A 24966-nucleotide genomic window follows, 5' to 3' on the forward strand; every position below is an offset into this window, starting at 1 on the left:
TTCTTTTTTCAAAGTTTTAGGGTAATAGACGTGCCAGGCATCCTAGCCATAGTGTGAAGCCAGGTAAGGTGTTAGGGTAACTTCTACTGCAGCGGCAATGAGGAGCAGATAGACTACAATGGCTAGGCTAGCCAGTGCTCTCCGCAGGCTGTCCCGGCTAAGGCCGCCGGAGAGGTACGTAGCGGCGAGGCTCAACCCTATGGAGGATGCATAGAGCATGGCTGTAAGCTCGAATATGCCATGGGGCAGTATACTTATGAGAAAGCCTTCTACTGGCTGGCCGCTCTCCACCCAGACCCTGGCCAAGGCACCTATTATGTAGCCGTTATACGCCAGTAGCGCTAGTCCAGGCAGTACTGCTATGGATGCGGCAGCCAGAAGTAGGGCCAACACTATGTTGTTTAGAGCTATCGCGACATATTTATGAAATAGTGGGAGTGCTTCTATGCTCTGGAAGCTCTTCTCAATGTCCTGTAGCATGGATGTACTGGGGAACCTGAAGCCCAGTGCTATGCTCCCGTTGAACACTAGCAATGTGAAGAGAAACGCTGATTTAATAGTCGAGCTCCAGGAGTCTCTTGCCAATCTCTTGCCCCCGGAAGCGCGGCCTCGAGCCTAGTCGGAGAAAGGCTCAGCCTTAGATTATATTCTGCCCAATGCTCTTCCAGTGCTCCTGGAAGAGGCTACGTGATGAACGATTCCGGCCTGAGGCTCCCGCGTCTCTGCGGGCCCGGTGAGGAGCCGTGTGAGGGCTGACATTCCACCGTTTATACCCGCCCGGTATGCTTCTTCGGGGATGAGGACGCCCCTACCCCGGAGCCCCGGGGGTCTAAGTTCCGGGGGATGATAGAGTGGTCCTACACCGACCCTTGGGCTTGCGTAGCCCTCTCTATAACTCCGGGGCGCCCCTGCTGCAATGCTCTAGGAGGTGCCCGGTATGGTGAAGCTCTTGTTCGCGGATGCTCACGCCCATAGTAGTCCCACTGGCCTGGGAGCAGCTGAGATAGCCAGGAGATTCCGGGAGAAGGGCGGCTGGTTCATGGCCCTTGTAATGCTCCCTCCCTGGCACTACGGGGTAGACGCCCCTCCAGGAATAGAGATGTACTTCAAGGCTCTCGAGAGGTTCCTGACCGAATGTAGGAGGGCTCGTGAGGCGGGTCTGCGGGTTGCATGCCTGGCGGGGTTCCATCCGGCCGAGGTAGACCGGCTGGTATCAGCGGGTATGAAGCCGGAGGAGGTTCTCAGCCTGGGCCTGCGCGTTGTGGACCACATGGCCCAGCTGTGTAGAAGCGGTATGCTCGATGGGATAGGCGAGGTCGGGAGGCAGCACTACAAGACGATGCCGGAGAGACTGGCTATAGCAGCCACGGTAACTACTAGAGCATTGGAGCACGCCCGTGACTATGACTGCCTGGTCCACCTGCACCTCGAGAATGCAGGCCCCGTGACCGTGGACACGACGGAGAAGCTTGTCGAGCTGGCGTCGGCTCCTAGGAGTAGGGTCCTCTTCCACCACGCCTCAACCCGCGTTGCTAAGCGCGCCGGTGAGAAGGGCTTCTGGGCTACAATACCGGGCAAGAAGGAGGCCATGAGAAGGGCGTTTACCGAGGCCAACACAGACTATATAATGATAGAGTCAGACTATATAGATGACCCGAAGAGGCCCTGCGTATCCTCATGCCCCTGGGAGATCATTGATAGGCAGCTGGAGCTGCTGAGAGAGGGAGTTGTGGACGAGGAGAAACTCTACAGGGTAAACGTGGATAACGTGGTGAAATTCTATAGGGCGGAGCCGCCCTAGCTCCCCGCCATAACCACCTTGAGGGCCTCTTCCTTATCCAGCTTAGTGGCTATCATGTAGCTGTCGGAGAGCGCCCTGAGATCAGGGTTATTGCCGTATATCATCACGGTGTGTAGCCTGGCATTAGCTCTAGCCAGGGCACGCCTAACAGTCTCTATGGCCACGCGGTCTTCGCCATCCGTTATCAGTATTATGTCGGATACCCTTGATGCAGCACTGCGCGTCATTATATCGTTTACAGCCGTAAGTATAGCTCTGGTTATATCGGTACCACCGTTAGCCCTAATCTTTGCTATATACTCGAGTAGCTTTACCACATCTCTCCCATGGATTCTCTTGGATATGTGGAATGGCGGGTATGGTATGCTATCGAAGAACCTCAGGTAGAATTCCCGCCGCTCCCTCACAGCCCTCTGGGCAAGCGCCAGAGCCACGGCCTTAGCCCAGATAATCTTCATGCCCATCATGCTGCCGCTCTTATCAAGCAGTACATAGAACTTTCCATAGTCCTCGTTTACGACCTTCTTGTAGAGTAGCAGGTTGCGCTCAGCAAGCTTAACCAGGAATAGTTCCTGGGGCAGAGCAAGCTCGCTGGCAACAACCCTTTCTATGTTGTCGCCCAGCTCGTAGCCGTCAAGCTCGCCACGCGGGCTCGGCAGCTTCTTTGACTTTATGTAGGACTTCGTACTTTCAATAGTCTTTAGGGCCTCGAGGAGCATGTTTATATCGGTATTGCGGGCTAGGTTTATAACATCTTTTATAACCTCGTCGAGGCTCAGCATGGACGCGTTCCCGGCGGCGAACTTCATTGCCAGATTGGTTATCTCCTTAGCCTGCCTCGCAGCCTCCTGTGCAGAGTCCAGCGCCTTCTCAACCGCCTTCTCAAGCTTGCTAGTCTCCTGCGTGGCCTCCTCCGCTCCCCGGCTTTCCTCTGATGATGCGTCACCGCCCTGAGGCCTCGGCATCCTATTGAGCCTCTGGGCTAGCGATTCGAGGAACACTGCGGAGGCTACCATGCTAGTGGTTGTGTCCGCTATGGTGTGCTTCTTTACCTCAGATATCTTCGGGGAGGAGAGCATCTTGGACACTATAGCGTAATGTAGCAGTTCCCTCTCATCGGCGTTGCTGGGCCTCTCTAGCAGGGGGTAGGGCAGGAAGAGAGAGTAGTATACTGTTATCGCCAGGTCCACATTGAGGTAGTCTGGAGTCTTAATGGGCTCGGGTAGGAGCTTATGCAGTAGAGATATTATGCGCTCCCCCCGATACCTCACGGGGGGGTCATCATACTTAACGCCCCTGAGTATGCTCATGGCCTACATCCCCAGCTTATATGAGATTTTCTCAAGGAGTTCATCTATCTCGTGAAGGGTCTCGTTTGCGAGCGCTCTGACACGCTCGTCATCGGTCTCCTTGAGTATGTTAAGTATTCTGCTCTTGGCTATCTTGAGGCTGCGGAAGAGATCGACAAGACGCGGGTCATAGCTTCTCATGGAGTCTACTAGCCTGCCTGCCTCCTTCACGTTGGCCTTGATGTCGTTGAGCTCCTTTATGAAGCGCTCGGGCATGCGTAGCTCCTCGGAGAGCACGATATTGACCTTGTCAAAGTCCTCTATGTCCTTTGGAGCTATGTACTTCAGTACTATGAGGTCACGCTCCTCTGCCTTCATCCTGCCCTCGAGCAGGGCATTAGCGGCGATTATCTTAAGTGACTTTGCCTTACGTCTATCAGTGAGGTGGAGCCCTCTCTCCTCCAGCACTGCGAATAGGCGTAGCAGCTTTGGCTTGATGCCTGATATGTCGACATTAAACACGAGCTTATGTACTTCAGTGAGAGTGGTCATGTCTAGTACCGGCTTCGCGGGAGGCATTTTACCGGACTCTATTCTCCACCCGGCCTCTAGCAGCTCGCCCCACCTGTTCTCCGGGAGCGGCCTGGCGTACTGTCTTAATAGGAACCTGTCATATATAGCCTCGAGCTCGGGCTCCTCCGGTACACGGTTAGTGGCGCCTATCAGAGTCCAGAGGGGGACCTTGATCTCGGTGTAGCCGTCGTACCATATACGCTCCTGCATTATGCTTAGTAGCGCATTAAGCACTGCCGAGTTGGCGTTGAAGACCTCGTCTAGGAATACAATCTCGGCCTCCGGCATCTTACCCTTAGTTATCCTGACATACCTGCCTTCCTTGAGGGCGTTAAGATCTAGGGGGCCGAAGAGCTCGCTCGGCTCCGTATACTTGGTTAGCAGGTACTTGAAGAACTTGGCGTTTATTAGCTCGGCGCTGCGCCTGGCCATGGCTGACTTTGCTGTGCCAGGCTCCCCGATAAGTACTGTGTGCTCTCTGGCTATAATGGCTAGTGTGATAACTCTAGCCTCCTCCTCCCTCCCCACGAAGGGCTCCGCTAGCGACGTATAGAACTGGTGTACACGGTTAAGCAGAGTTGATACCCGTGACGAGTCCGTATTGCCGGTCAAACTAGCACTGCCCGAGAGTAGACACCTCTTTCTCATTCATAGGGAAAATATTTACCGCTCCCCCATAGCGTGGGGCCCCCCTCCCCCAGGGCGGCTGGCTGGGATGAGCCCGGTTTTCAGCTGACATGGTGACGAGGAGTTGCTCTGCCGATGCCAGCCGCCCTCTAAGACACGTAGCCAGCCGGCCAGGGTGCATGATTTTATTGAAGAGGGTCAGTAACCGGTGCACTCTTCACCGCCGGAGGGGCTCGCGAGACGGGGTTTATCATCACTCCCCGGCCGGCCAGTGGCCCGGGCTTCCTCCTTATTAGGCTGGGTTATGCTGTGGCTCACATACGGGATGAAGAAGATTGCACGTCTACAAGCCCCGCAGCCTAGGGGCGATGAGTGGCCTCCACCGGTTCTGACCGTCAATGTCGCAGCCTCCAGGTTAAATATAGGAGCTCTCCCCTCAGTATAATGGGGTGGAGTACATGACCCAGTCTGGAGACATTGTTGAGCAGTTGGCCGAGTGCATGTACTACAGGGTGGAGGGACCCTATATAGTAGTTGTTAACGGCTGCAAGGAGGGCTTGGACCTCAAAGCTGTTGAGGTAAAGTATAGTGTAAGGGTGTTGAAAAGCGAGCATCTTTCCGGCGAGGTTGAGGCGAAAACCATCCGGAGGGAAATAACAGAGCGCATAACGCTTGGCAGGAGAGTTGCCCCTGGGTCGAGCGTTGAGATATACTTTGGCCCCGTAGAGGATCTAGATGAGGTCTACGCGATAATTGCTGTAGGCGACAGGGAGTATCGCATAGGCCTCCGTCGCCACTCCGAGAAGCAAGATTGACCATTCCCGTCCTTGCATTGTAACTAGATGCCTTGCGACTGATTGTCCTGGGGCTCCCCAGTTAACCGCAACAGAATGATTAGTCATTATAAACGATTATGGCTCTGAGTTTTTGCTACTGTTATCCCTTGTTTGAATGCTTATATTGTGGATCTCCCGCTAGAGGAGGCCCCGGGATGGGGTCTTGGCCGGGCAGAGGCCTCTCGTTGTATGGATCGAGGAGCTACGTGCTAACGATGTTGAGCTTGCTGGTGGCAAGGGTGCAAACCTCGGCGAGCTCGTCTCGGCCGGTGTCCCTGTCCCGCCCGGCTTTGTTGTCACGACTGAAGCATACAAGAAATTCATCGAGAGCACCGGGCTCCGGGATAAGATTAAGAGCATTCTCGAGAACCTTGATGTGAACGATACCAGAGCCCTTGAGGAGGCTAGCAGGAAGATAAGAGAGATGATAATGGCTGCTGAGATGCCAAGAGAGATAGCAGAGGTTGTGAAGAGCTATTACATCGAGCTGGGCAAGCGCGTCGGTATCGAGGAGCCTCTCGTCGCTGTTAGGAGCAGCGCTTCCGCAGAGGATCTTCCGGAGGCCAGCTTCGCAGGGCAGCAGGACACCTATCTAAACGTTAAGGGTGCCAACCAGGTTGTTGAGAAGGTTAAGGCCTGCTGGGCTAGCCTCTTCACTGCCCGCGCCATATTCTACAGGGCACAGCATGGGATAGACCATTTCAAGACTGCTATGGCCGTTGTAGTCCAGAAGATGGTTAACGCCCGCTCCGCGGGTGTCATGTTCACGCTTCACCCGGTCACGGGAGATACTAGCGTTATCGTCATAGAGTCAAGCTGGGGTCTGGGCGAGGCTGTCGTGGCGGGTAAGGTGACGCCGGACGAGTTCGTTGTAGACAAGAAGACCCTGGAGATAGTTGATAAGAAGATAAGCCGCAAGGAGATAATGATAACCTATGACCCGGAGACCGGCGGGACGGTTGAGGTAAAGCTCCCCGAGGATAAGGCAACCGAGCCTAGCCTGAGCGATGACGAGGTAAAGGCCCTGGCCAGGTATGGGCTAATGATAGAGAAGCACTACAATCACCCAATGGATATTGAGTGGGCCATCGATAAGGATATTCAGCCTCCCAACAACATATTCATAGTACAGGCTAGATACGAGACGGTCTGGAGCAGGAGAAAGGCCGAAGCCGGCGAAGCGAGGGAGGCCGAGGCTAAGGCGGCAGAGGAGACCGGCGGCAGGGTACTGGTCCGCGGCCTCCCTGCAAGCCCTGGCGTAGCTACTGGCGTAGCCAGGGTAATCCTTGACCCCCATAGCCCTGAAGCGCAGGAATTCCGTGAAGGCGACGTACTGGTAACCAGGATGACCGATCCCGACTGGGTTCCTTTGATGAAGAAGGCGGCCGCCATAGTCACCGACGAGGGCGGTATGACGAGCCACGCCGCCATAGTCTCCCGCGAGCTCGGTATACCCGCTGTGGTCGGCACAGGAAACGCTACAAAGGTCATTAAGACGGGCACCCTGGTAACGGTTGATGGCAGCCGCGGCGTGGTCTACGAGGGGAGAGTCGAGATATCCAGGAGCAAGGCAGGGGAGGAGGCCGCCGCAGCCGCTGCAGCCATAGACCCTGAGACCCTCCGCAATCTCTACCCCGTCACGGGCACCAAGATATACATGAACCTCGGCGAGCCCGACGTTATAGACAAGTATGTGCACCTCCCGTTCGACGGCATTGGGCTGATGAGGATAGAGTTCATACTCACCGACTGGATAGGCTATCACCCGCTCTACCTCATAGAGACCGGTAAGGCCGACTTCTTTGTAGACAGGCTCGCAGAGGGTATAGCTAAGGTTGCTAGCGCGATATACCCGCGGCCTGTTGTTGTGAGGTTCAGCGACTTCAAGACCAACGAGTACCGCGGGCTCAAGGGCGGCGAGAAGTACGAGCCTGAAGAGCGCAACCCAATGCTGGGCTGGCGCGGCGTCTCTAGGTACATCCACCCTGCCTACGAGAAGGCTTTCCGCCTCGAGGTAAGGGCGATAAAGAAGGTTCGCGACGAGATGGGCCTGAAGAACGTATGGGTGATGCTGCCCTTCGTGAGGACCACGTGGGAGGTTGAGAAGGTCCTCGAGATAATGGCTGACGAGGGGCTTCAGCGGGGTAAGGACTTCAAAGTATGGATAATGGCTGAGGTGCCTAGCGTAGTACTGCTTGCCGACGAGTTCTCGAAGCTTGTGGACGGATTCAGCATAGGCAGCAACGATCTAACCCAGCTTGTGCTAGGTGTTGACAGGGATTCGCAGCTGCTGGCTGGTATGGGCTACTTCGACGAGCGTGACCCCGCTGTGCTGAGGGCGATAAAAATGCTCATAGACGCCGCCCACCGCCACGGCCGTACGGTATCGATATGTGGGCAGGCTCCGAGCGTCTACCCGGAGGTTGTTGAGTTCCTCGTTGCCAGCGGTATTGATAGCATCAGCGTGAATCCCGACGCGGTGATACCCACTAGGCGTCTCGTGGCTTCGATAGAGCGCCGCCTAATGATGCGCAGGCTTGAGGAGGTAGAGAAAGCTCTCCGTGAGCTTAAAGGGGGCATGGAGCTCTAGCCTTTAGCAAGCTAAGAGTGTTTTTCTGCTAAACTCTTACCCTGCCTCGTTCATGGCTTCTATTATCCCTTCTCGTATCATGGCAACCGCTATTGCGGCTAGGAGTATCGACATAATCTTGGATAGTGCTATTGCACCATTGCTACCAAGCAGCTTCATCAGCTTATCGCTGTTTATGAGCGTTATGAAGGTTATAATGGTGTTGACTAGTATGGCGGTGATCGCGTACAGTATGCCGTATACGGCCTTGACGTATAGCACGGTAGCTATTGCAGCGGGTCCTGCTAGCAGAGGCGTCGCCAGGGGCACTATGGCTATGGTTTCGGCGTCTTCTGGGCGTTGGAGCATCGTTGCCTCCGTCCAGCCGAATATGCCAGCTATGCCGTAGATGAGCAGTATTATGCCGCCGGAGATGCGGAAGTCTGCTAGCGATAGCCCGAAGTAGTAGAGCAGCATGTCTCCGCCCAGCGCGAATGCTATGAGTATCAGTGTTGCTACCTCGCAGCTCTTCTTTATTATCGTGCTGCGCCTCTCGTCGGACAGGGTTGCGGTGAGCCCGTAGAATAGTGGAGCATTCCCCAGCGGGTCTATTGCTATGAAGAGTACCAGGAGAGAGCGGATAAGCGCGTTAAGGCTTACCATGCCCACGTCTGGAGCCGGCATACTTTTCCAGCGCCTCCACTATTCTTTCTACAGTCCTTGACCTGCACTCGTTCATGCACTTGTTTATGCATTCGCTATCATTAGGCTTGCAGCCTCTTTCATAGGTGCATTCGGTCCTGCAGGCCCTATCGTTCGGGAGCAGCGCGTATATTCCATGCTCCTGGCTTAGGACAATATTGTTCAGTAGCATGCCTATGCCGCTGGACCTTGCTACCGCTAGTACATCTCTCGGATCGTCTATTCCCCGCTGGTAGATAAACCCCTGGAAGGATTTGAATGCTCTGGCCATGCGCAGGGCAAGCTCAGCGAGCTTATCGCTGCCCTCCACGGTGCTGCCGCCCCTGGAAGGCATCGCCCCGGGGCTGCTAGCTAAAGTCGTTAAGCACCCCTCGGGGTGGGGGCAGCCTGGAGGCTGGGCCCCCCTTGTGCAGCGGCTCGGCACTTGCTATAATATACGCGGGTACTGTACTTCTCGCTCTTACATCCGCCGCTCAGAGAATGCTTGTTCCACGCAGCGGTAGGCCGGAGGCGCTGCGCTCTGTTAACATGCTTGCTTCGCTAATAGCTCTAGCCTCAATTATTATATCACTAGTGCATTGCTGCGGCATAGCCTGAGGGGCTTAGACGCCAGTCGGAGGCCGGTTTGGCGGCAGAGTTTAATGATATACCTGTGCATACCGATTACGGGGAAGGGGGTGTACATGACAGAGCAGCGTAGGCGTATTCACGTAGCCTATATGGAGGGTATGGCAGCCCTCGGCCTCATTAAGAGGTTCTGGGCCGAAGACTGCGACGCGCCTGGTATGAGGCGTATTATCGCCGAGGATGTTAATGGTGTACAGTACGAGACCAAGTGCATAGACTCGCGGGGCGCCAAGAAGGTCATCCTATACCTGGCCAATGGCAGCAGGTATAGTAGAGATCTCGTGCTCACCGGTGAATTCGATGAATTCGAGGAGGAGGTATTTGAAGGGGAGGAGGACGAGGGTTAAACCCTGCTGAAGGAGGAGCGCTTCGGCAGCGGTGATGCATAATGGGTAAGCGCATGCGTATGACTCTCCCTAAGAAGGAGGCAGACCTGCAGAAGGTGGTTGAGGAGGTCGCCGAGACCCATCACGAGCATGAGCACCACCACCATCATCATGCGGAGGGGCTTGATGAGCTGCTTCACACCATAGACGTATTGATGGATACTATGAATACGCGTATATCCGACCTAGAGGAGAAAACCGACAAGCTTAGGGGTGAGGTAGCCAATCTCTACCGCCTTTTCGCAGCGGTTGTGGATGCGCTGGCCGCGGGGAGCGAGGAGGAGAGGAAGAAGGCTCTGGAGCGCGCGGTAGAGATACTGCGGTCAAGCCTAGAGCATGCAACTACCTAGCAGCCTTGATAGGCTTGTTGACGTTTTTCATTAGCTCTCCAGCGGGCCGCGTTGCCAGGGGCATGGACTGCACTTCTATAATGGTTCTATGAAGGTTAGCGCTTCCCTAACCCCCACCACTACAGCCTCGGCGTCCCCCCCTGGGAGAGTTATTGTTGCAGCGAGCCCCCGCACCCTGAACACTCCCCCCTCGTATAGGGCCGGAAGGAACAAGCCATCATAGACAATTAGCTGTATACCTTCCCTAGTCTCAGCTATACCGGGGAAATCGGCTAGTCCCGGGCTAAGAGGCTCGAGACGTAGCTTCACCTCTAGGGGCCCTCCCGTCACATGGATGATTCTCCTCTCCTCTCTCCAGCGGAGCCTCCATGAAGCTGCTGAGAATGAGATTGTTCTCCTTCCCAGTATGAACCGGGCCCAGGGGCGGTAGAGCCTAGCAACAGTGCTCGCGGGGAGGCTCCGGGCCCTTGCCTCCCTCAGGGCCCACTCTTCGAGCTGGCTTCTGGGGAGCGGCGTGACTCGGCTTTCCAGATGCTCTTCCAGTGCTTTTATGCAGGAGCTACTATCGATGACGTATACCACGTCTATGTCGGAGAATTCCCTTATTGATGCTGTGAGCAGCGATCCCGTAGGCTTGCCGCACTCGAGTAGCCCTGGCAGCCTCTCAGCAAGGAGCGACCAGTAGCCTCCAGAGATCTTATCCAGCTCGTTAATGTAATTCTCGACCGGCGGGCGTAGGCTGCATACAAGCCCTCGGTGTGAGGCCATGTCGTAGACGGGGGCTTCGACGCCGTAGTAGGGGAGATGCTCCTTATCAGTGAGATGGCTTAGCGAGGCCACCCCACGGGGAGAGTATGTGCCTATTACTCGTCTGAGGCTGGTTAGGCGGGGCAGTCTCCAGGGTCCTGGGCCGCTGATATACTTGGGGACCACCAGGATCTTTGCGGCGTTGAGGCGGCGTACGTAGAGGAGTACCCGCCCATCTCCAGCCACTAGGATGTCGCCGGGGGATAGAGGAGTACTGGATGGTCTGCGGCCTGTACACCACGGGGGCAGCGTGGCAGCGTCTGGGTAGCCAGCCAAGACGGTCATCCATGCAGGTTATGAGCGGCGAGGATGTGCTGTGGCGGGCCCGCGGGGATTTGAACCCCGGACTACCGGCTCCGCAGGCCGGCGTCCTATCCTGGCTAGACTACGGGCCCGCCCGGGCCACTCCATCCATAGGCTCAAGGCGCTCCAGGCTCCTTTTAAACATTACATGCAATTCTAAGGGACTCTGCGCGCGGCTTAGGTCACCCACCTTATACGGTGATACGTGGGAGCTGGATAGGGGGCGGTGCGTGGTTAGGCGCTCAAAGAGGCGTGGAGGGGAGCGCGACCTACTCGAGTTCCTAGCTGGTGGCGTAACCGGCGCCCGCAGGGCTAAGGGCCGAACCACCGAGAGCGGGGATGGTACGGGCAGCGAGAGGGATGGTGCTAAGCCCCTCTGGGAGGGGAATACGGCCAGGAGGGCCGGGGTGGAGAGGCTATACGATAACAGCCTCTACGAACTGTTATCGGAAATATCCTCATCTAGGAGACGCGGGTCTAGCCATCCAAGAGACGATGATCGGGAGGGGGCTGATCTCACTGGCGGCATGAAGGCTCAGCCGCAGCTTGCTACGCACCAAGGGCTAACGACAGAGAAGGCCGTGGTGAACGTGGATGCAGAAACCTGGGCTGAGCAGCATGCATGGAGCACTATGGTGCCTCAGAGCTCTACGCCCCCCGCGGGGTATGGAGATGATCTGGCAGGGAAGCTGGGTTCGCTGCTAGGGGGCTCACGGGGTGCCCTTGAGAGACTTTCCGCTCTCCCGCTTACGCGCAAACCCCTGGAAGCGCGTGATGGGGTTGAGGGTTTCCTGCTTCAAACAATGTATGACGGGGAGAGGGGTGTTGCGGCGGCTAAGATATATGACGACCGTAATGGCATTGTCTACGTCTACTTTGATAGGACTGGTTACATGCCATACTTTCTAACCGATATACCACCGGACAAGCTGCAGGAGCTTCACGAGGTGGTGCGGCATAAGGGGTTCGACCATGTTGAGGTTGTGGAGAAGTTTGATCTCCTGCGTTGGCAGCGTAGGAAGGTTACTAAGATCGTTGTAAAGACCCCCGATGTGGTGAGGGTGCTCCGTGACAAGGTTCCACGCGCCTGGGAGGCCAATATAAAGTTTCACCACAACTATATATATGATTATGGGCTAGTGCCTGGAATGAAGTACCGCGTCGGGAAGGGCAGGCTAATCCTCCTGGGGGGAGAGGCTAGCGGGGACGATGAGCGCCATATACGCGAGATATTCAGTGGTGAGGATGAAAGCACTATTGAGATGGCAGTAAAATGGCTCTCCCTGTTTGAGCAGCCTCCCCCTAAGCCTCGTAGACTTGCAGTGGACATCGAGGTATTCACTCCCTTCAAGGGCCGTATACCAGACCCTTCCACAGCCAGCTACCCTGTAATCAGTGTAGCTATGTCCTCGGACGAGGGGTGGCGCGCGGTCTATGTGCTGGCGCGCCCGGGCGTGCCTATGAATCCCCCGCGTGGCCCATTACCCGAGAATCTACACGTAGAGATATTCGACGATGAGCGTGCACTCATATTGGAGGCGTTCCGGCTTATATCAAACTACCCGGTGCTGCTCACCTTCAACGGTGATAACTTTGACCTCCCCTACCTCTACAACCGGGCAGTAAAACTAGGCATACCACGCGAGTACATACCATTCCGTGCTAGAAGCGACTATGTGACATTGGAGTACGGCTTCCATATAGACCTCTATAAGTTCTTCAGCACCAAGGCGGTTCAGGCATATGCCTTCGGCAACGCTTACCAGGAGTTCACCCTTGATGCTATAGCCTCTGCGTTGCTGGGGGAGCACAAGGTGGAGGTCGAGTCTACTGTAAGCGACCTACCATTCTTTGAGCTGGTCAGGTATAATGTGCGTGACGCTGATCTAACCCTTAGGCTAACAACGTTCAACAACGACCTGGTATGGTCCCTTATCATACTGCTAATGCGTATCTCCAAGCTGCCTCTGGAGGATGTCACGAGAAGCCAGGTCTCAGCTTGGGTGAAGAGCTTATTCTACTGGGAGCATAGGAGGAGGGGCTACCTAATACCATCAAGGGAGGAGATAATACGGCTTAAGGGCACCACCCGCTCTGAAGCCCTGATAAAGGGTAAGAAGTATCAGGGGGCGCTAGTCCTTGACCCGCCTAGCGGCATATACTTCAACATAGTGGTGCTTGACTTCGCCAGCCTGTACCCCAGTATAATAAAGAGGTGGAACCTAAGCTACGAGACCGTAAACCCCGTATACTGCCCCGAATCGAAGCTAGTGGAGGTTCCCGATGTAGGGCATAAGGTGTGCATGAGCATACCCGGCCTGACCTCGCAGATAGTTGGCCTGCTTAGGGACTATCGAGTCAAGATATACAAGAAGAAGGCCAAGGATAAGAGTCTGCCGGATGATGTTAGAGCATGGTATAATACAGTCCAGGCAGCCATGAAGGTGTATATAAATGCCAGCTATGGAGTCTTCGGGGCCGAGAGCTTCCCGTTCTACGCGCCGCCGGTAGCGGAGAGCGTCACAGCCATAGGCAGGTATACTATCAAGCAGACGCTGCAGAAGGCTGGCGAACTAGGGCTCCGCGTGCTCTATGGCGATACGGACTCACTATTCATATGGAATCCAGATGAGGATAAGCTGCGGGAGCTGCAAGAGTATGTAGAGAAGAACTTTGGCCTAGACCTTGAGGTTGATAAGGTCTATAAATTCGTGACATTTAGCGGCCTGAAGAAGAACTATATAGGCGCCTACGAGGATGGAAGCATCGATGTCAAGGGTATGGTCGCTAAGAAGCGTAATACGCCGGAGTTCCTCAAGAAGGAGTTTAGCGAGATGCTAGCAGTTATAGGCTCTGTTAAGAGCCCTGAGGACTTCATAAAGGTGAGGAGAGTTATACGTGAAAGGCTGCGCAAAGTATACCATGGCCTGCGCGACCTGGAGTTCAACTTAGACGAGCTAGCCATAAGGATGGCTTTAAACAAGCCCGTTGAGGCCTATACCAAGAATACGCCCCAGCATGTGAAGGCTGCGCGGCAGCTCATAAGGGCGGGGGTGCAGGTGCTGCCAGGTGATGTCATATCCTTCGTTAAAGTGAAGGGCAAGGAGGGTGTTAAGCCGGTCCAACTCGCAAGACTGCCGGAGGTTGATGTAGAGAAGTATGTGGAGAGCATGAGGAATGTGTTTGAACAGCTACTGCTTGCAATAAGTATGTCGTGGGATGAGATAATAGGCTCCTCGAGGCTTGAGGCCTTCTTTAGCCGCCGGGGCTAGCTTGAAGAAAGCTATCTTTTCCGGCTTCTACGCCTCTTCTTAGGCCTCTCCTCTAGCTCTTCCAAGCCTTCCTCGAGTCGCTTGATCTCCTCTTCGCCAAGCGATAGCTGTGCCTCCCCGCCCATCTTCTTGGGCTCTTTTGTTGCCTCTATGGCGTACTCCTCTAGCTGTCGTTTTGCCGCCTCGTCAAGGTAGTAGGATATCACATACATGCGTCTGTCAAGGTATGCGTCCTCGAGCCATGCATTATCGAAGCTTATGGTCAGTACCGGTAGATTAACTACAAGCTCGTTACCTTCCCTCATGAGTTCTAGGTTGAGTTCTACCAGCTTATCATAGAGGTCGGGGTCTATTGGGAGCTTGTATCTTAGCTCAAACTTGGTCCGTAGGGCTGTTAGATCGCTTTCGCTAGGGTGCCACTCCTCCAGGGCTTTCCTTACTATGTCCTTCGCTACTGTATTAAAATCGCCTTCGACTACGTCTGAGCGGGTTAGCTTGCCCTCATCGGATCTTATTACTAGGATTTTCACGCCCTGTCACCCTTGGAGTTTAGCCCGTGTTTCTGCATACTACCTCTGAAGCGGCATTGCTAGGGTTTCCGAGGGCCTGGCTCAGCCTCTAGTCTTGTCCTAATATGGGTATAGGCTGCGCTCCACCCTGTTACACTAGTTGCAGTAGTAAAACATATAGCTAAGGCTCTGGGGGGTTTTGCAGCTCTCTAATGTTTTTAAGTACTATGTGTTTAGCTTCCTCGATATCAGGGTTTAGATCCTTTCCAAGAGGTAGGCGGGAGAGCAGGACCTGGAATGAGCCATCATCCAGCTGCACTAGGAGCTGTGGGAGCCAGGGCATGCCTAGATCATCGGTATCGCCGTGCTCTGTGAGCAGTAGGTAGTCCTCTATTCGTATCTCCTTTTCTAGGCCCGTCTCCTTGGCGACCTCCTCTAATAGCTGTACCCATAGCCGGTGTTGCGGGTGATGTTCTGCTGTCACCAGCACGAGCTTGACGGGCTTAGTCACCTTAACCGCTCACCTCGTAGCGGCTTGGAAGCTCAAGCTTATATGCTCTTCTGCTCCATCGTCTGGCCAGCCCACGCCTAGCCATCTCCGCCAGAATCCTGCCGGCGGTCCGTGTGGAGACTCCAAGTATGTAGGCCAGCTGGTCAACCGTTACATATATATAGCCTAGCGTTAGTAGTGTGGACGCAAGCCTGCTAACATCAATCCTCACGCGCGGCATCTCCTCCCCATTAGCGTCGGCGGTCCTGCGGCTACGCTTCTGGGAGGCAGCCGAAGCTAATGGCTACGCCTCCTCTCTGCTGAGAGAATTAGAGCTTTAGAGCCTCTCCAGGTGGTACTATGCATCATAGCGGGGGCTGCATGGGGCCGTGTACACTCTAGAGCATGTGCCAGTGTATGTGCCGGATACAAGCGTCATTGTGGAGGGCGTGGTCTCAAAACTCATTAGTGAGGGAAAAATAAGGGGCAAGATAATAATCCACAGAGCCGTCATAGCCGAGCTTGAGAGCCAGGCCAACAAGGGGAGGGCCACTGGCTACGCAGGCCTTGAGGAGATACGCAGGCTAAGAGAGCTAGCCGAGAAGGGCCTCATAGACCTCGAGCTGGCTGGCCAGAGGCCAAGCCTGCAGGAAATCAGAGGCGCTGGGATAGGCGCGATAGATGCCATCATAAGGGACTATGCCTATGAGGCGGGTGCAACTCTCATCACAGCCGACCGCATACAAGCGCTAGTAGCCGAGGCAATAGGAGTAAGTGTAATATACATACAGCCGCATGGGGAGGAGAAGCTACGCCTTGAAGAATTCTTCGACGAGAACACTATGAGCGTCCATCTCAAAGAGGGGAGTCCTCCCCGGGCAAAGAAGGGCACCCCCGGCAACTGGGTCCTCGTAGACCTGTCCGCTAAGCCGCTAAGCAGGGAGGACGTGGAAACCATAGCCCAGGAGACCGTTGAAGCCGCTAAACGCCGCCCGGACGGGTTCATAGAGATAGACCGGGAAGGCTCAACCATAATCCAGCTCGGCAGCTACAGGATAGTGATAACTAGGCCGCCACTAAGCGAGGGCTGGGAGATAACGGCAGTAAGGCCCGTGAAGAAGCTCCACATAGAGGACTACAACTTGCCGTCGAAGCTCCTGCGCCGGCTTGACGAAAGAGCGGAGGGCATACTAATAGCAGGGGCGCCGGGCATGGGCAAGACAACCTTCGCCCAAGCTCTTGCAGAGTACTATGCGCGTAAAGGCAAGGTGGTTAAGACAATAGAATCGCCACGCGACATGATACTGCCTCCGGACATAACGCAATACTCAAAGAACTGTGCTGACATAGGAGAGCTCCATGATATACTCCTCCTCAGCAGGCCCGACTACACGGTCTTCGACGAGCTCCGCGACGACCAGGACTTCCGCCTCTACATAGACCTACGCCTAGCAGGCATTGGGATGATTGGAGTAGTTCACGCTACCACGCCGATAGACGCGGTGCAGCGGTTCATCCGTAGAGTAGATATAGGCATGCTCCCAAGCATAATAGACACTGTGATATTCATAAACAAGGGACGCGTGGAAACCGTATACGAGCTCCGTATGACGGTGAAGCTGCCCACGGGGCTCCGGGAAGCAGAGCTTGCTAGACCGGTTGTAGAGGTTCGTGATGCTCTCACCGGCGAGTTAGCCTACGAGATCTACACATTCGGAGAGCAGACCGTAGTAGTGCCCGTGAAACAGGTATCATTTTCAGCGTTCGGAGAAAGGATAAAGAGGCTAATAGAGCGTATGCTTCCTGGAGCCGAGGTGGAGGTGAAGGACAACCTAGTAGTTGTTAACGTGCCGAGGGTTGCGGCTAAGGCACTCATGAAGAAGATGAAGAAGATAAAGAAGCTCGAGGACAAGTACGGGGTATCCATAAGGGTCAATATGACGGGCTAGCCGCCCCTCCATCCCTCAGAGGGAGCGGGCGGATACGCAATGAGCGATACTAGGCGGAGGAGGGGTTTTGAAGCTGAGCGGGAGCTTGTGAGGAAGCTCTGGGGCAGCGGCTTCGCTGTCGTGCGCGCACCCGCTAGCGGCGCCCGTGTGAGGAAAGCCGTGTACCCGGATATAGTGGCCATGTTTAAAGGCAAGATATTCGCGCTTGAGGTTAAATACCGCAGTGACAACTCCCCCATCTACATCGAGAAGGAGCAGATACAGAAACTCCTAGAGTTTGCTCGCAGGGCAGGAGCCACACCCTTGATAGCAGTTAAGAGGCCGCATCAGGGCTGGCGCCTAGTACCGCTAAGAGTGGCCAAGGAGACCTCCTCCGGGAGAATAAGGATAGACGAGGAAGTGCTCAAGAAGGCCATGAGCCTGGAAGAGTTCGTAACCTACGCTACGAATACTAGCCTGGAGAGCTTCATGAAGAGGGGCCAGGACTCAGCTGGGTAAGTTATCTTCATCCCCCACATGCTTATCCGTCCGGGAGTAACTCATCACGCACCTATGCCTAGCGGCCGGTGAGCCCTAGTCAGGCCTAAGCCTTATATCCCTGAACATAAGCTTGCCACGATGCCTCCATATCACACGCACTGTGTTCGTAGAGCCTGGCTTCAGCCTTAGATTGAGCGTCTTTGACTCGCCTGGCTTCAGCTCGCCCACCACAGCCCTGTCGACCACGTTTCCTACCGCGAATACTGTCACGACAAGATTCTCGGCCCTATCGTCGCCGGCATTGGACACTTCGAGCTTTAAAGCATCAGCGCTAACACTGTAGCTGGCTTCTATCCTAGGCTCCGGTGCTTCGATGCGGTACACGAGTATCGAAGACACTAGCAGCTCCCTGGGATAGTACTCGCCGGTGCCTTTATGCTCAAGCCTAAGTTGTACTGCATCGCCTATATCCAGGGCAAACTCGTTTGTACCAACGCTTTTGCTTATCGTTGAAGTACCCTCACCGGTGCTAACTACAAGGCTCGCACTCGTGTGTGGTATGTAAGCCACTATTCTAGCCTTCATACCGCTGAGCCGCCCCGGTAGGCTCAGCTCAATGACATCGCCGGGTTTGAGTGATATCGCACCGCTCCAGAAATGGTAAAACGAGCGGACTGTATCATAGGATCCCATGAGCAGTAGACCTACATGGTCTACCACAAACTCTCTTACACCCATATACTCGATGCCCACAGTGTGATCCTTGCGTCGCTTCGAGTTGACTATGGGTGTGACATCGAACACCAGCTTACAGAAAAAGCCATCCCCCATTCTGGCACATATACTCGGCTTAAACTCTCTCGTAACTACAACACCGTTAAATAGCACCTTCCACCGGGGTATCTCCATGGTAGCGCTCCTTGCCCCAACCTCGAGCAGCGCCTTGTCCACAGTGGCGGATCTTATGCCATGCTCGAATGTTGTCGAGTAGGTAGTTGGGTGCCCGGAACCCCCTAACGTGACCTCGGGCAAGCTATTCTCATACACTAGATCCATGTTACCCTGGCCGCTAACGTATAGTTGCAGACCTCCATCACTCATAGAGTAGTCCCTCCTTCCAGCATTCTGGTGATAACGTTCCACTTTTAGTACATTACGTGCCTCCATGGATCAAGAGCCTGGCAGGCCGGGCAAGGCTGGAACTACGACATGCTACTAGCGGTCAGAGGGAGCGTAGCAGCTTTCTTAGAGTAGCCTCCTCTTGAGTGCCTCGTATTGCTATATAGTAGAGTTTTGCAGATTTGCCGGGTTTCGGCCTGAGCAGTCTTCCAAGCCTCTGTATAAACTGTCTTCTTGAGGCAGTGCCGGAGAGCACCACGCCTACATTAGCATCAGGTATATCTATACCCTCATCCCCTACAGTTGTGAGTACAAGCGCTTTTAACCTATTATGCTTAAATAGCTCGAATATGATTTTCCTCTTGCTTTTCTCCGTCTTTCCAGTCACCACGGGGATTCCAAGCTCTTTTCCAACAGCCTGGGCCTGGTCAACATACTGCGTAAATACTATTATCTTCGAGCCTCTCATGTACTCAGCCTCTATAATGCTCCGAGCCTTCTCAAGCTTGGACTTTGACAGTGCTAGTATACGCCTAATCCGAGCCAATAGCTGCAGAGCTTTACGGGCCGACTCGTCGCCCATCGACGCAGCCTTTACGAGTTCCTCTACCCTCCTACCCCTAGCTAGTACTAGGTAGTCCTTACGGAGCCTCTTGTACTCCTCCAGCTCCTTCCGGCTAAGATCCACAAGCACGGGAATTATTTCGAATGATGCTATGTACCCAGCAGACATGAGGTCCTCGATAGAACGTTCATAGACTACTCCGCCTACGAGCCGGAAAAGCTCCTCATGTTTACCATCCTCCCGGTATGGTGTAGCCGATAAACCAAGCCTATAGGGTGCAAGCACGGATTCTGCAATAGCCCTAAACTTATCAGCAGGCAGGTGGTGAGCCTCATCAACTACGAGGAGAGAGAACTTATCAAATAGCAAGCCGATGTTACGGAAGGCGGACTGATAAGTAGCGATAGTAACAGGCTTCACGCTCTTCTCGTCAGAGTAGAAGGCACCGACAGACGATTTGGAGAGGGAGGTGAACTTTTCTATCTTATCCATCCACTCCACGAGCTGCTCACGGGTGTAAACTACTATGAGTGTAGGCACAGAGAGCCTGGCCATGGCCGCCAGCGCTACCACCGTTTTGCCGGCTCCAGTGGGCAACGCGATAACTCCACGATACCCGTTACGTATCCAAGTATCTACTGCCTCCTCCTGGTAGTCACGCAGTTTTCCCCTGAACGAGATAGGGTAGCTGCCTGTCCCGAGAAGCCCTGTACGGTCATGTATACTGAAGCCTTCATGCCGTAGCCTCTCAATTACATCAAGCAGCGCGTAAGGCTTCACTACGAATCCTCTAAGAGCCCTAGAGTATCTGACGACCCCTTTATCCCTAAATACGGCAAGATAATCTGTTAGGAGGCGTTTTGATCGTAGAAGGAATCCCTTGGGGGATGCATATATCTCAACTATGCTTGACTCTTCAAGGAGCTTTTCAAGAACGCTGCGCGAGTCTTTGTCAAGCTCCGCGCCATAGGACTTCAAGGTGTCAATAATATCTGTTAGTTTGTCAACATTACTTATGTCCGTTGTTAGCTCGAACCAGCTACAGCCATCACGTCTGCCTAGATAGGATGCCATGCTGGCTATTCGGCGGAAATCTTCTCTATCAAGCCATCGGCATATTCGGAACCGCAGATACAAACTACCACCGCATCGCTACCGCAGGTATAGCGGCCCGGAAGCCGTCATTGCCGATACTCGCTATGCAGCATTACGGCTCGGTAATACAGTAAATGCCTTATCCCGCAGCTCGCTGAATGAGGACACACACATATAGCCTATGCTTCCGGCATGCACGTCCCTCGCGACGCTCCTCTCAATAATCTTTGAAGGCTCGGAATCATTCTCGACTATTGCAATGAATATCTTGCTATCTCTATCAACGTATAATATGTCAGTAATGCTAGCCCTCTCCTCAAGTAGATCTATGGCCCGGCTTGGCGGTCTAGCGGCAATGAGCAACCCCTCTAGAATTATCCTCGGCGGCCCGTCTTCGCTGAGAGGCTCTAGCGGCATTAGAACTCGGAATACGCAGCCAACTAGTATGTCGGAGCCCTCGAGTCTCCCAAGGGTATATGCGATAACATATTTACAGTCATTTAGCTCTGCAAATGCGCCTATGTAAAGACCTCTATGTTTCTTCAGTATGGCGCAGAAAGAGGCTCCCTGCGTGGGTTCCACATCATCTCTCTTCTTCTCAGTGTTTAAAACCTCGGTCATCGCCGCCTCTTCGGTAGTACCGCACACAGGCATAACTACCCTACTATAAGTCCGCACAAGGCACCGCTATTCGCTTCACCCCCTCTACATATGGGCGAAGCTACATACACTTGCCCGAAGAGATCAAGGAGTCTCTCCCTTACATAGGGCATGTACCTTGCGGGAAGAGTTAGAGGCTGGATGAAGAGTACACTTAATCGACGTAGCCTGCCGACGCCCTCTATATTAAGACATAGAGTGAGTGAACTAATGTACTGGCCTATGGTCACGCATGTTGTAGCTCCGGGAGGCGCAAGGGGAGGGATGAACCCTATCATAAGGGGGATCGCTAGCTTCTGTGACACACGGAGCCCTATTACGGATGACAAATCGTTCACTACCAGGACGCGATCAAATATTTGCCCCGCTTCACGTACACGCTCCGTGAGCATAAACGCGAGGATCTCGAGAACTTCCATGTCCCCGACTATGTCGTCTATAGCTTCCGACGAGATTATTCTAGCTAGGTACCTCTTCACGTTAGTATCGCCCGTGAACAACTTGATTATTAGCTCCGCATGCTTCATACTAGGCAGGGTGTGGCCACGCAAATACCTGCTTATCATAGATGGTGGTATTGAGAGCTTGCTGCTCAGCTCCCTGTAGGTGTAGAAGCGGTGCAGAAACCGGAGCATGCTTATAGATATGGTTCTCCTCGCCAACTCGTCAATCCTCATAGTGTTAGCCCTCCCCAGATAATGTTGCCAGTCAGTGCCATGGCAGCATGTGTTGTACGTCGCCTGGCAGTGGAGGTGTGAAGCGAGTATGCTAAATATTAACGTTCCTCGGGAGTATGTAGAAATACTAGGCCACACTCACAAGCACTTATGGAGAGGGGGCTGCGGTGTCCTCCCAGGCAAGGATTCCTCCAGAGGTCAAAGCGCGTATAGAGGCTTTCAAGAAGATACGCGAGCAGGAGAAGAAAGTAGAAGAGAATATGAAAAAGATAAAGTACAAGATAGCAGTATTGAGCGGTAAGGGTGGCGTCGGGAAGTCCTTTATCACAGCGAGTCTCGCATTCGCTATGAGCTATCTAGGGCGCAAGGTAGGTGTTCTAGATGCTGATATATACGGGCCGTCAATACCCAAGATGATGGGTGTGCAGGGCCAGTCGGTTATGGCTACATCGGATGGAAGAATTATACCAGTTACAGCCCCTCTAGGCGTCAAGGTAATCTCCATAGGCCTGCTCCTACCGGAGGAGGATGTGCCCGTTATCTGGCGCGGCCCGCTCTCAACCTCGGCCATCCGGGAGATGCTAGCCTATACTGACTGGAGTGAGCTCGACTACCTCTTCATAGACCTGCCTCCGGGCACTGGGGACGAGCAGCTCACTATAGCTCAGTTGATAAAGGATCTTACCGGCACGATAATAGTCACCATACCCTCTGACGTGTCTAGGGTTGTCGTAGCGAAGGCTGTTAATTTCGCACGTAAGCTGAACGTCCCAATAGTAGGCATTATAGAGAATATGAGCTACTTCGAGTGTCCTGATGGATCTAAACACTACATATTTGGAGAGGGCGTGGCTAAGAAGATAGCGGAGAAGTATGGAATAAGATTCCTAGGCGAGGTACCTATAGACCCTCGCATATCCCGTGCCAATGACGCGGGGGAGCCTTTCTTCGTAAAGTACCCGGACAGCAAGGCTTCTAAGGTTATACTGGAGCTGGCTAAGACCATAGCAGAGATCGTAGAACAGGGAACCGGTGGGTAGATGGTTGGCAAGACTTATATTTCAATATATTTCTGCATGTCGAACGGTGGACTTAGGTGCGACTTGCCGAGATAGTAAAGGTTGATAGCAAGGGCAGGGTCACAATCCCCCTAGTGGTGCGCGTGGCCCTCAATATAGTCGAGGGTATGAATCTAATCCTAATCGCCGACCCAGACAAGCGTGAGATTGTCCTAACCCCGCTGCCCAGTGCGGAGAGCAGGCTCTATGAGCTACGCATAGAGTTCAAAGATGTACCAGGGGCTCTGGCGAGAGCCTCGGAGAAACTAGCCGAGTTAGGAGTTGACCAGGTTACTACGCAGTGCACCACAGTCAAGCGGGGAGAGTATGCAGAGTGCATAATAATTATAGATCTCTCCCACAGTGATAAGAACATAGAAACTGTAAAGAAGGAGCTATCCTCGCTCGAGGAAGTCCGTTTTATACAGGCCAGACCTCTCCAGCGCTAGGTCCCCGGGGCCCCCATGGCGCCTGCCGCGGTTTTTGTTGGATGCTGCGGCTTCCCATTCTCTAGGAAGAAGTACTACGAGTTGTTCTCCACGGTTGAGCTGCAGCAGACCTTCTACGATCTCCCCGAGAGGAGCCTTGCCGAGAAATGGCGTAGAGAGGCGCCCAGCTCCTTCATATTTAACATGAAGGCGTGGCAGGTCATAACGCACCCCCCTACAAGCCCCACATGGAGACGCATGAGGAGGCGTCCTCAGGGCAGGCTGGAGAACTATGGCTACCTGAGACCTACCCCTGAGAACCTTGAAGCGTGGCGTAAGAGCGTGGAGATCGCGGAGACGCTGCGGGCAAGGGTTATGGTCCTGCAGACTCCCCCGAGCTTCGGTTACAGCGGCGAGAACGAGCGTAACGCTAGGGAATTCTTCTCCAGAGCGTTGGAGGCAGTCGGGGACGCCATGCTTGTAGGCTGGGAGCCTAGAGGTAGTTGGCTCGAGAACTATGATGCTATAAAGGATATAGTTTGTGGCAGGCCCGGCCTCATACATGTTGTTGACATTCTTAGAAGGCCGCCGGTTGTATGTGAGGGACAAGAGCTACTATATTTCCGTCTTCATGGCCTCGGGGGGAGGGAGGTGAACTACCGGTACAAGTATAGAGATGAGGACCTGGCCAGGCTTGCATCCATCCTGGCCAGCATATTAGAGGAGTATGACAGTGTAAGGGAAGTCTATGTTATGTTTAACAATATCTATATGGGGGAGGATGCCCAGAGGTTTAGGGAGATAGCCGCGGGCATGGGACTCCGGGTAATCTAGTCCAGCTACCTACCTGGTACCCTGGGGCCACTCAGCCGGTGGTATTGCTCTTCACAGCCCGCGCGCTCCAGGCGGGTAGAGCTGCATCACAGCGGCCCCCAGGGTACTAAGGTGCCCGGAAAATAGTGAAAGCCTGCCCATCCCTACAAACCTATTCCCGGGGCAGGGTGGTCTACGTTGACCTTCAGGGCGGTCTATCCTGCAGCTACGAAGTTTAAGTACATAGTCCAGTCGATAGTTAAGGTTATGGATGAGATACCCTTCACAGCGACCCATGAAGGGCTCGATGTGAGAACGCTGACCCCTGACAAGACTACAATGATTGTAATGAGACTCCCAGTAACGACGTTCGAGGAGTACGAGCTCACGGAGGATAAGAAGACGTTTATAGTACCCTCTGACGAGCTTAACCGTATAGCCAAGAGGGGTACCCGTAACGATCTTGTAGAGCTTAAGCTCGACGAGGAGCATCGCCGTCTCGAAGTGAACTTCATAGATAAGAAGACGGGTGTTGTGAGAAGCTTCTACGTGCCGCTGAGGGAGGGTGTTGTCGAGGAGCTGAGCGAGCCCCAGGTAGAGCTTACAGTCACTGCCAGAATGGTTGCCGACGACTTCAAAAACATTATAAATGATGCCAAGGTGGTGAGCGATGAAGTGGAGTTCAGCAGCTACGAGGATAGAATGGAGGTTTATGCGGAGTCCGCTCAGAAACGCTATCATGGTGTATTCCGTGTAGGCGAGCTCCTCATCAGCCTAGAGGTTGAGGGTAGCACTCCCGTGAAGGCTAAGTACTCTATAGACTTGCTGAAGGCCAGTGTAAAGGCGACATCTGCTGCAGACACCGTGACCATCCAGTACGGGGAAGCTCTCCCTATGAGGATAAGCTTCGATCTACCCAGCGGCGGGCTGCTGATATACTGGGTGTCACCGAGAATATAGCTAGGTATGGCTGCATTCTAA

At 54.0% G+C, this 24966-nt stretch carries 25 protein-coding genes and 1 tRNA gene; 12 read left to right on the forward strand and 14 right to left on the reverse strand.

The genetic code is table 11. The annotated features are described in order from the left end of the window. Positions 1–42: 42 nt before the first annotated feature. Complete coding sequence (locus CF15_RS06165) at positions 43–585, reverse strand: stage II sporulation protein M (RefSeq protein WP_083494535.1); 543 nt, start codon at positions 583–585, stop codon at positions 43–45. Between the two features lie 352 nt (positions 586–937). On the opposite strand from CF15_RS06165, the gene CF15_RS06170 reads away from it, so the two are divergent. Continuing rightward, complete coding sequence (locus tag CF15_RS06170) at positions 938–1801, forward strand: TatD family hydrolase (protein WP_058371006.1); 864 nt, start codon at positions 938–940, stop codon at positions 1799–1801. Here CF15_RS06170 and CF15_RS06175 read toward each other — a convergent pair. Both CF15_RS06175 and CF15_RS06180 read right to left on the reverse strand, forming a co-directional pair. Beyond that, positions 1798–3111, reverse strand: coding sequence for a vWA domain-containing protein (locus CF15_RS06175; RefSeq protein WP_058371007.1), 1314 nt, complete (start codon positions 3109–3111; stop codon positions 1798–1800). The genes CF15_RS06170 and CF15_RS06175 overlap by 4 nt on opposite strands. Before the next feature lie 3 nt (positions 3112–3114). Beyond that, positions 3115–4275: an AAA family ATPase gene (locus CF15_RS06180; protein ID WP_058371008.1), complete on the reverse strand. Its 1161-nt coding sequence runs from the start codon at positions 4273–4275 to the stop codon at positions 3115–3117. Between the two features lie 473 nt (positions 4276–4748). On the opposite strand from CF15_RS06180, the gene CF15_RS06185 reads away from it, so the two are divergent. Both CF15_RS06185 and ppsA read left to right on the forward strand, forming a co-directional pair. After that, positions 4749–5105 (forward strand): hypothetical protein, encoded by a 357-nt coding sequence (locus tag CF15_RS06185; RefSeq protein WP_058371009.1) that lies wholly within the window; start codon positions 4749–4751, stop codon positions 5103–5105. A 184-nt stretch (positions 5106–5289) separates the two neighbouring features. After that, positions 5290–7716, forward strand: coding sequence for a phosphoenolpyruvate synthase (gene ppsA / locus CF15_RS06190; RefSeq protein ID WP_058371010.1), 2427 nt, complete (start codon positions 5290–5292; stop codon positions 7714–7716). A gap of 36 nt (positions 7717–7752) precedes the next feature. Here the strand turns inward: ppsA and CF15_RS06195 are convergent, their stop codons facing one another. Further along, positions 7753–8379: a MarC family protein gene (locus CF15_RS06195; protein ID WP_236698158.1), complete on the reverse strand. Its 627-nt coding sequence runs from the start codon at positions 8377–8379 to the stop codon at positions 7753–7755. Next, the gene (locus CF15_RS06200; RefSeq protein ID WP_058371011.1) at positions 8345–8731 is read right to left on the reverse strand and encodes a hypothetical protein; all 387 of its coding nucleotides are present in this window, start codon (positions 8729–8731) and stop codon (positions 8345–8347) included. The genes CF15_RS06195 and CF15_RS06200 overlap by 35 nt, the downstream gene beginning before the upstream one ends. 349 nt (positions 8732–9080) lie before the next feature. On the opposite strand from CF15_RS06200, the gene CF15_RS06205 reads away from it, so the two are divergent. Beyond that, entirely contained in the window at positions 9081–9371 is a 291-nt protein-coding gene (locus CF15_RS06205) for a hypothetical protein (protein WP_168371315.1), read from the forward strand. 59 nt (positions 9372–9430) lie between these two features. Next, positions 9431–9760 carry a hypothetical protein gene (locus CF15_RS06210; RefSeq protein ID WP_236698159.1) on the forward strand — a complete coding sequence of 110 codons (330 nt, stop codon included), beginning with the start codon at positions 9431–9433 and terminating at the stop codon, positions 9758–9760. A gap of 75 nt (positions 9761–9835) precedes the next feature. Here the strand turns inward: CF15_RS06210 and CF15_RS06215 are convergent, their stop codons facing one another. After that, positions 9836–10753 carry a hypothetical protein gene (locus tag CF15_RS06215; protein ID WP_168371316.1) on the reverse strand — a complete coding sequence of 306 codons (918 nt, stop codon included), beginning with the start codon at positions 10751–10753 and terminating at the stop codon, positions 9836–9838. A 131-nt stretch (positions 10754–10884) separates the two neighbouring features. Beyond that, positions 10885–10962 (reverse strand) — tRNA-Arg (locus CF15_RS06220). A gap of 138 nt (positions 10963–11100) precedes the next feature. Here CF15_RS06220 and CF15_RS06225 point away from each other — a divergent pair. Beyond that, positions 11101–14142, forward strand: coding sequence for a DNA-directed DNA polymerase I (locus CF15_RS06225; protein WP_236698160.1), 3042 nt, complete (start codon positions 11101–11103; stop codon positions 14140–14142). An 11-nt stretch (positions 14143–14153) separates the two neighbouring features. Here the strand turns inward: CF15_RS06225 and CF15_RS06230 are convergent, their stop codons facing one another. The 3 genes from CF15_RS06230 to CF15_RS06240 all read right to left on the reverse strand — a co-directional run bounded on the left by CF15_RS06230 (position 14154) and on the right by CF15_RS06240 (position 15382). Next, positions 14154–14672, reverse strand: a complete 519-nt coding sequence (locus tag CF15_RS06230; protein WP_058371015.1) for a DUF2286 domain-containing protein — start codon at positions 14670–14672, stop codon at positions 14154–14156. Between the two features lie 160 nt (positions 14673–14832). Next, positions 14833–15162, reverse strand: a complete 330-nt coding sequence (locus CF15_RS06235; protein ID WP_058371016.1) for a hypothetical protein — start codon at positions 15160–15162, stop codon at positions 14833–14835. A gap of 1 nt (position 15163) precedes the next feature. Next, positions 15164–15382: a helix-turn-helix domain-containing protein gene (locus CF15_RS06240; RefSeq protein ID WP_168371317.1), complete on the reverse strand. Its 219-nt coding sequence runs from the start codon at positions 15380–15382 to the stop codon at positions 15164–15166. Positions 15383–15530: 148 nt separating this feature from the next. Here CF15_RS06240 and CF15_RS06245 point away from each other — a divergent pair, with 148 nt between their 5' ends. Further along, positions 15531–17090, forward strand: coding sequence for a PINc/VapC family ATPase (locus CF15_RS06245; RefSeq protein ID WP_058371018.1), 1560 nt, complete (start codon positions 15531–15533; stop codon positions 17088–17090). 39 nt (positions 17091–17129) lie between these two features. Further along, positions 17130–17588: a Holliday junction resolvase Hjc gene (hjc, locus tag CF15_RS06250; protein WP_058371019.1), complete on the forward strand. Its 459-nt coding sequence runs from the start codon at positions 17130–17132 to the stop codon at positions 17586–17588. A 75-nt stretch (positions 17589–17663) separates the two neighbouring features. On the opposite strand, the gene CF15_RS08935 is transcribed toward hjc, so the two are convergent. From CF15_RS08935 to CF15_RS06270, 4 genes are all read right to left on the reverse strand, one after another. Beyond that, positions 17664–18155: a CARDB domain-containing protein gene (locus CF15_RS08935; RefSeq protein ID WP_168371318.1), complete on the reverse strand. Its 492-nt coding sequence runs from the start codon at positions 18153–18155 to the stop codon at positions 17664–17666. 637 nt (positions 18156–18792) lie between these two features. After that, complete coding sequence (locus CF15_RS06260; RefSeq protein ID WP_070807836.1) at positions 18793–20328, reverse strand: DEAD/DEAH box helicase; 1536 nt, start codon at positions 20326–20328, stop codon at positions 18793–18795. A 123-nt stretch (positions 20329–20451) separates the two neighbouring features. Continuing rightward, positions 20452–20997 carry a hypothetical protein gene (locus CF15_RS06265; protein ID WP_168371319.1) on the reverse strand — a complete coding sequence of 182 codons (546 nt, stop codon included), beginning with the start codon at positions 20995–20997 and terminating at the stop codon, positions 20452–20454. 8 nt (positions 20998–21005) lie between these two features. Further along, positions 21006–21686 carry a helix-turn-helix domain-containing protein gene (locus CF15_RS06270; protein ID WP_058371023.1) on the reverse strand — a complete coding sequence of 227 codons (681 nt, stop codon included), beginning with the start codon at positions 21684–21686 and terminating at the stop codon, positions 21006–21008. Between the two features lie 167 nt (positions 21687–21853). Here CF15_RS06270 and CF15_RS06275 point away from each other — a divergent pair, with 167 nt between their 5' ends. From CF15_RS06275 to CF15_RS06290, 4 genes are all read left to right on the forward strand, one after another. After that, the gene (locus tag CF15_RS06275; RefSeq protein ID WP_058371024.1) at positions 21854–22726 is read left to right on the forward strand and encodes an Mrp/NBP35 family ATP-binding protein; all 873 of its coding nucleotides are present in this window, start codon (positions 21854–21856) and stop codon (positions 22724–22726) included. Positions 22727–22782: 56 nt separating this feature from the next. After that, entirely contained in the window at positions 22783–23193 is a 411-nt protein-coding gene (locus tag CF15_RS06280; protein WP_058371025.1) for an AbrB/MazE/SpoVT family DNA-binding domain-containing protein, read from the forward strand. A gap of 15 nt (positions 23194–23208) precedes the next feature. Beyond that, positions 23209–24006 carry a DUF72 domain-containing protein gene (locus tag CF15_RS06285; protein ID WP_058371026.1) on the forward strand — a complete coding sequence of 266 codons (798 nt, stop codon included), beginning with the start codon at positions 23209–23211 and terminating at the stop codon, positions 24004–24006. A 177-nt stretch (positions 24007–24183) separates the two neighbouring features. Next, positions 24184–24945, forward strand: coding sequence for a DNA polymerase sliding clamp (locus CF15_RS06290; RefSeq protein WP_058371027.1), 762 nt, complete (start codon positions 24184–24186; stop codon positions 24943–24945). Positions 24946–24966: the final 21 nt, after the last annotated feature.

It is taken from the genome of Pyrodictium occultum (genome assembly GCF_001462395.1).
Lineage (GTDB): Archaea > Thermoproteota > Thermoprotei_A > Sulfolobales > Pyrodictiaceae > Pyrodictium > Pyrodictium occultum.

What these genes read in the sequence shown, in the direction of transcription:
- CF15_RS06170 (WP_058371006.1), top strand. Translation starts at nt 938, where the DNA reads ATGGTGAAGCTCTTGTTCGCGGATGCTCACGCCCATAGTAGTCCCACT.
- CF15_RS06175 (WP_058371007.1), bottom strand. Translation starts at nt 3,111, where the DNA reads ATGAGCATACTCAGGGGCGTTAAGTATGATGACCCCCCCGTGAGGTAT.
- CF15_RS06185 (WP_058371009.1), top strand. Translation starts at nt 4,749, where the DNA reads ATGACCCAGTCTGGAGACATTGTTGAGCAGTTGGCCGAGTGCATGTAC.
- CF15_RS06195 (WP_236698158.1), bottom strand. Translation starts at nt 8,379, where the DNA reads ATGCCGGCTCCAGACGTGGGCATGGTAAGCCTTAACGCGCTTATCCGC.
- CF15_RS06200 (WP_058371011.1), bottom strand. Translation starts at nt 8,731, where the DNA reads ATGCCTTCCAGGGGCGGCAGCACCGTGGAGGGCAGCGATAAGCTCGCT.
- CF15_RS06205 (WP_168371315.1), top strand. Translation starts at nt 9,081, where the DNA reads ATGACAGAGCAGCGTAGGCGTATTCACGTAGCCTATATGGAGGGTATG.
- CF15_RS06210 (WP_236698159.1), top strand. Translation starts at nt 9,431, where the DNA reads ATGACTCTCCCTAAGAAGGAGGCAGACCTGCAGAAGGTGGTTGAGGAG.
- CF15_RS06240 (WP_168371317.1), bottom strand. Translation starts at nt 15,382, where the DNA reads ATGCCGCGCGTGAGGATTGATGTTAGCAGGCTTGCGTCCACACTACTA.
- hjc (WP_058371019.1), top strand. Translation starts at nt 17,130, where the DNA reads ATGAGCGATACTAGGCGGAGGAGGGGTTTTGAAGCTGAGCGGGAGCTT.
- CF15_RS08935 (WP_168371318.1), bottom strand. Translation starts at nt 18,155, where the DNA reads ATGAAGGCTAGAATAGTGGCTTACATACCACACACGAGTGCGAGCCTT.
- CF15_RS06260 (WP_070807836.1), bottom strand. Translation starts at nt 20,328, where the DNA reads ATGGCATCCTATCTAGGCAGACGTGATGGCTGTAGCTGGTTCGAGCTA.
- CF15_RS06270 (WP_058371023.1), bottom strand. Translation starts at nt 21,686, where the DNA reads ATGAGGATTGACGAGTTGGCGAGGAGAACCATATCTATAAGCATGCTC.
- CF15_RS06285 (WP_058371026.1), top strand. Translation starts at nt 23,209, where the DNA reads ATGGCGCCTGCCGCGGTTTTTGTTGGATGCTGCGGCTTCCCATTCTCT.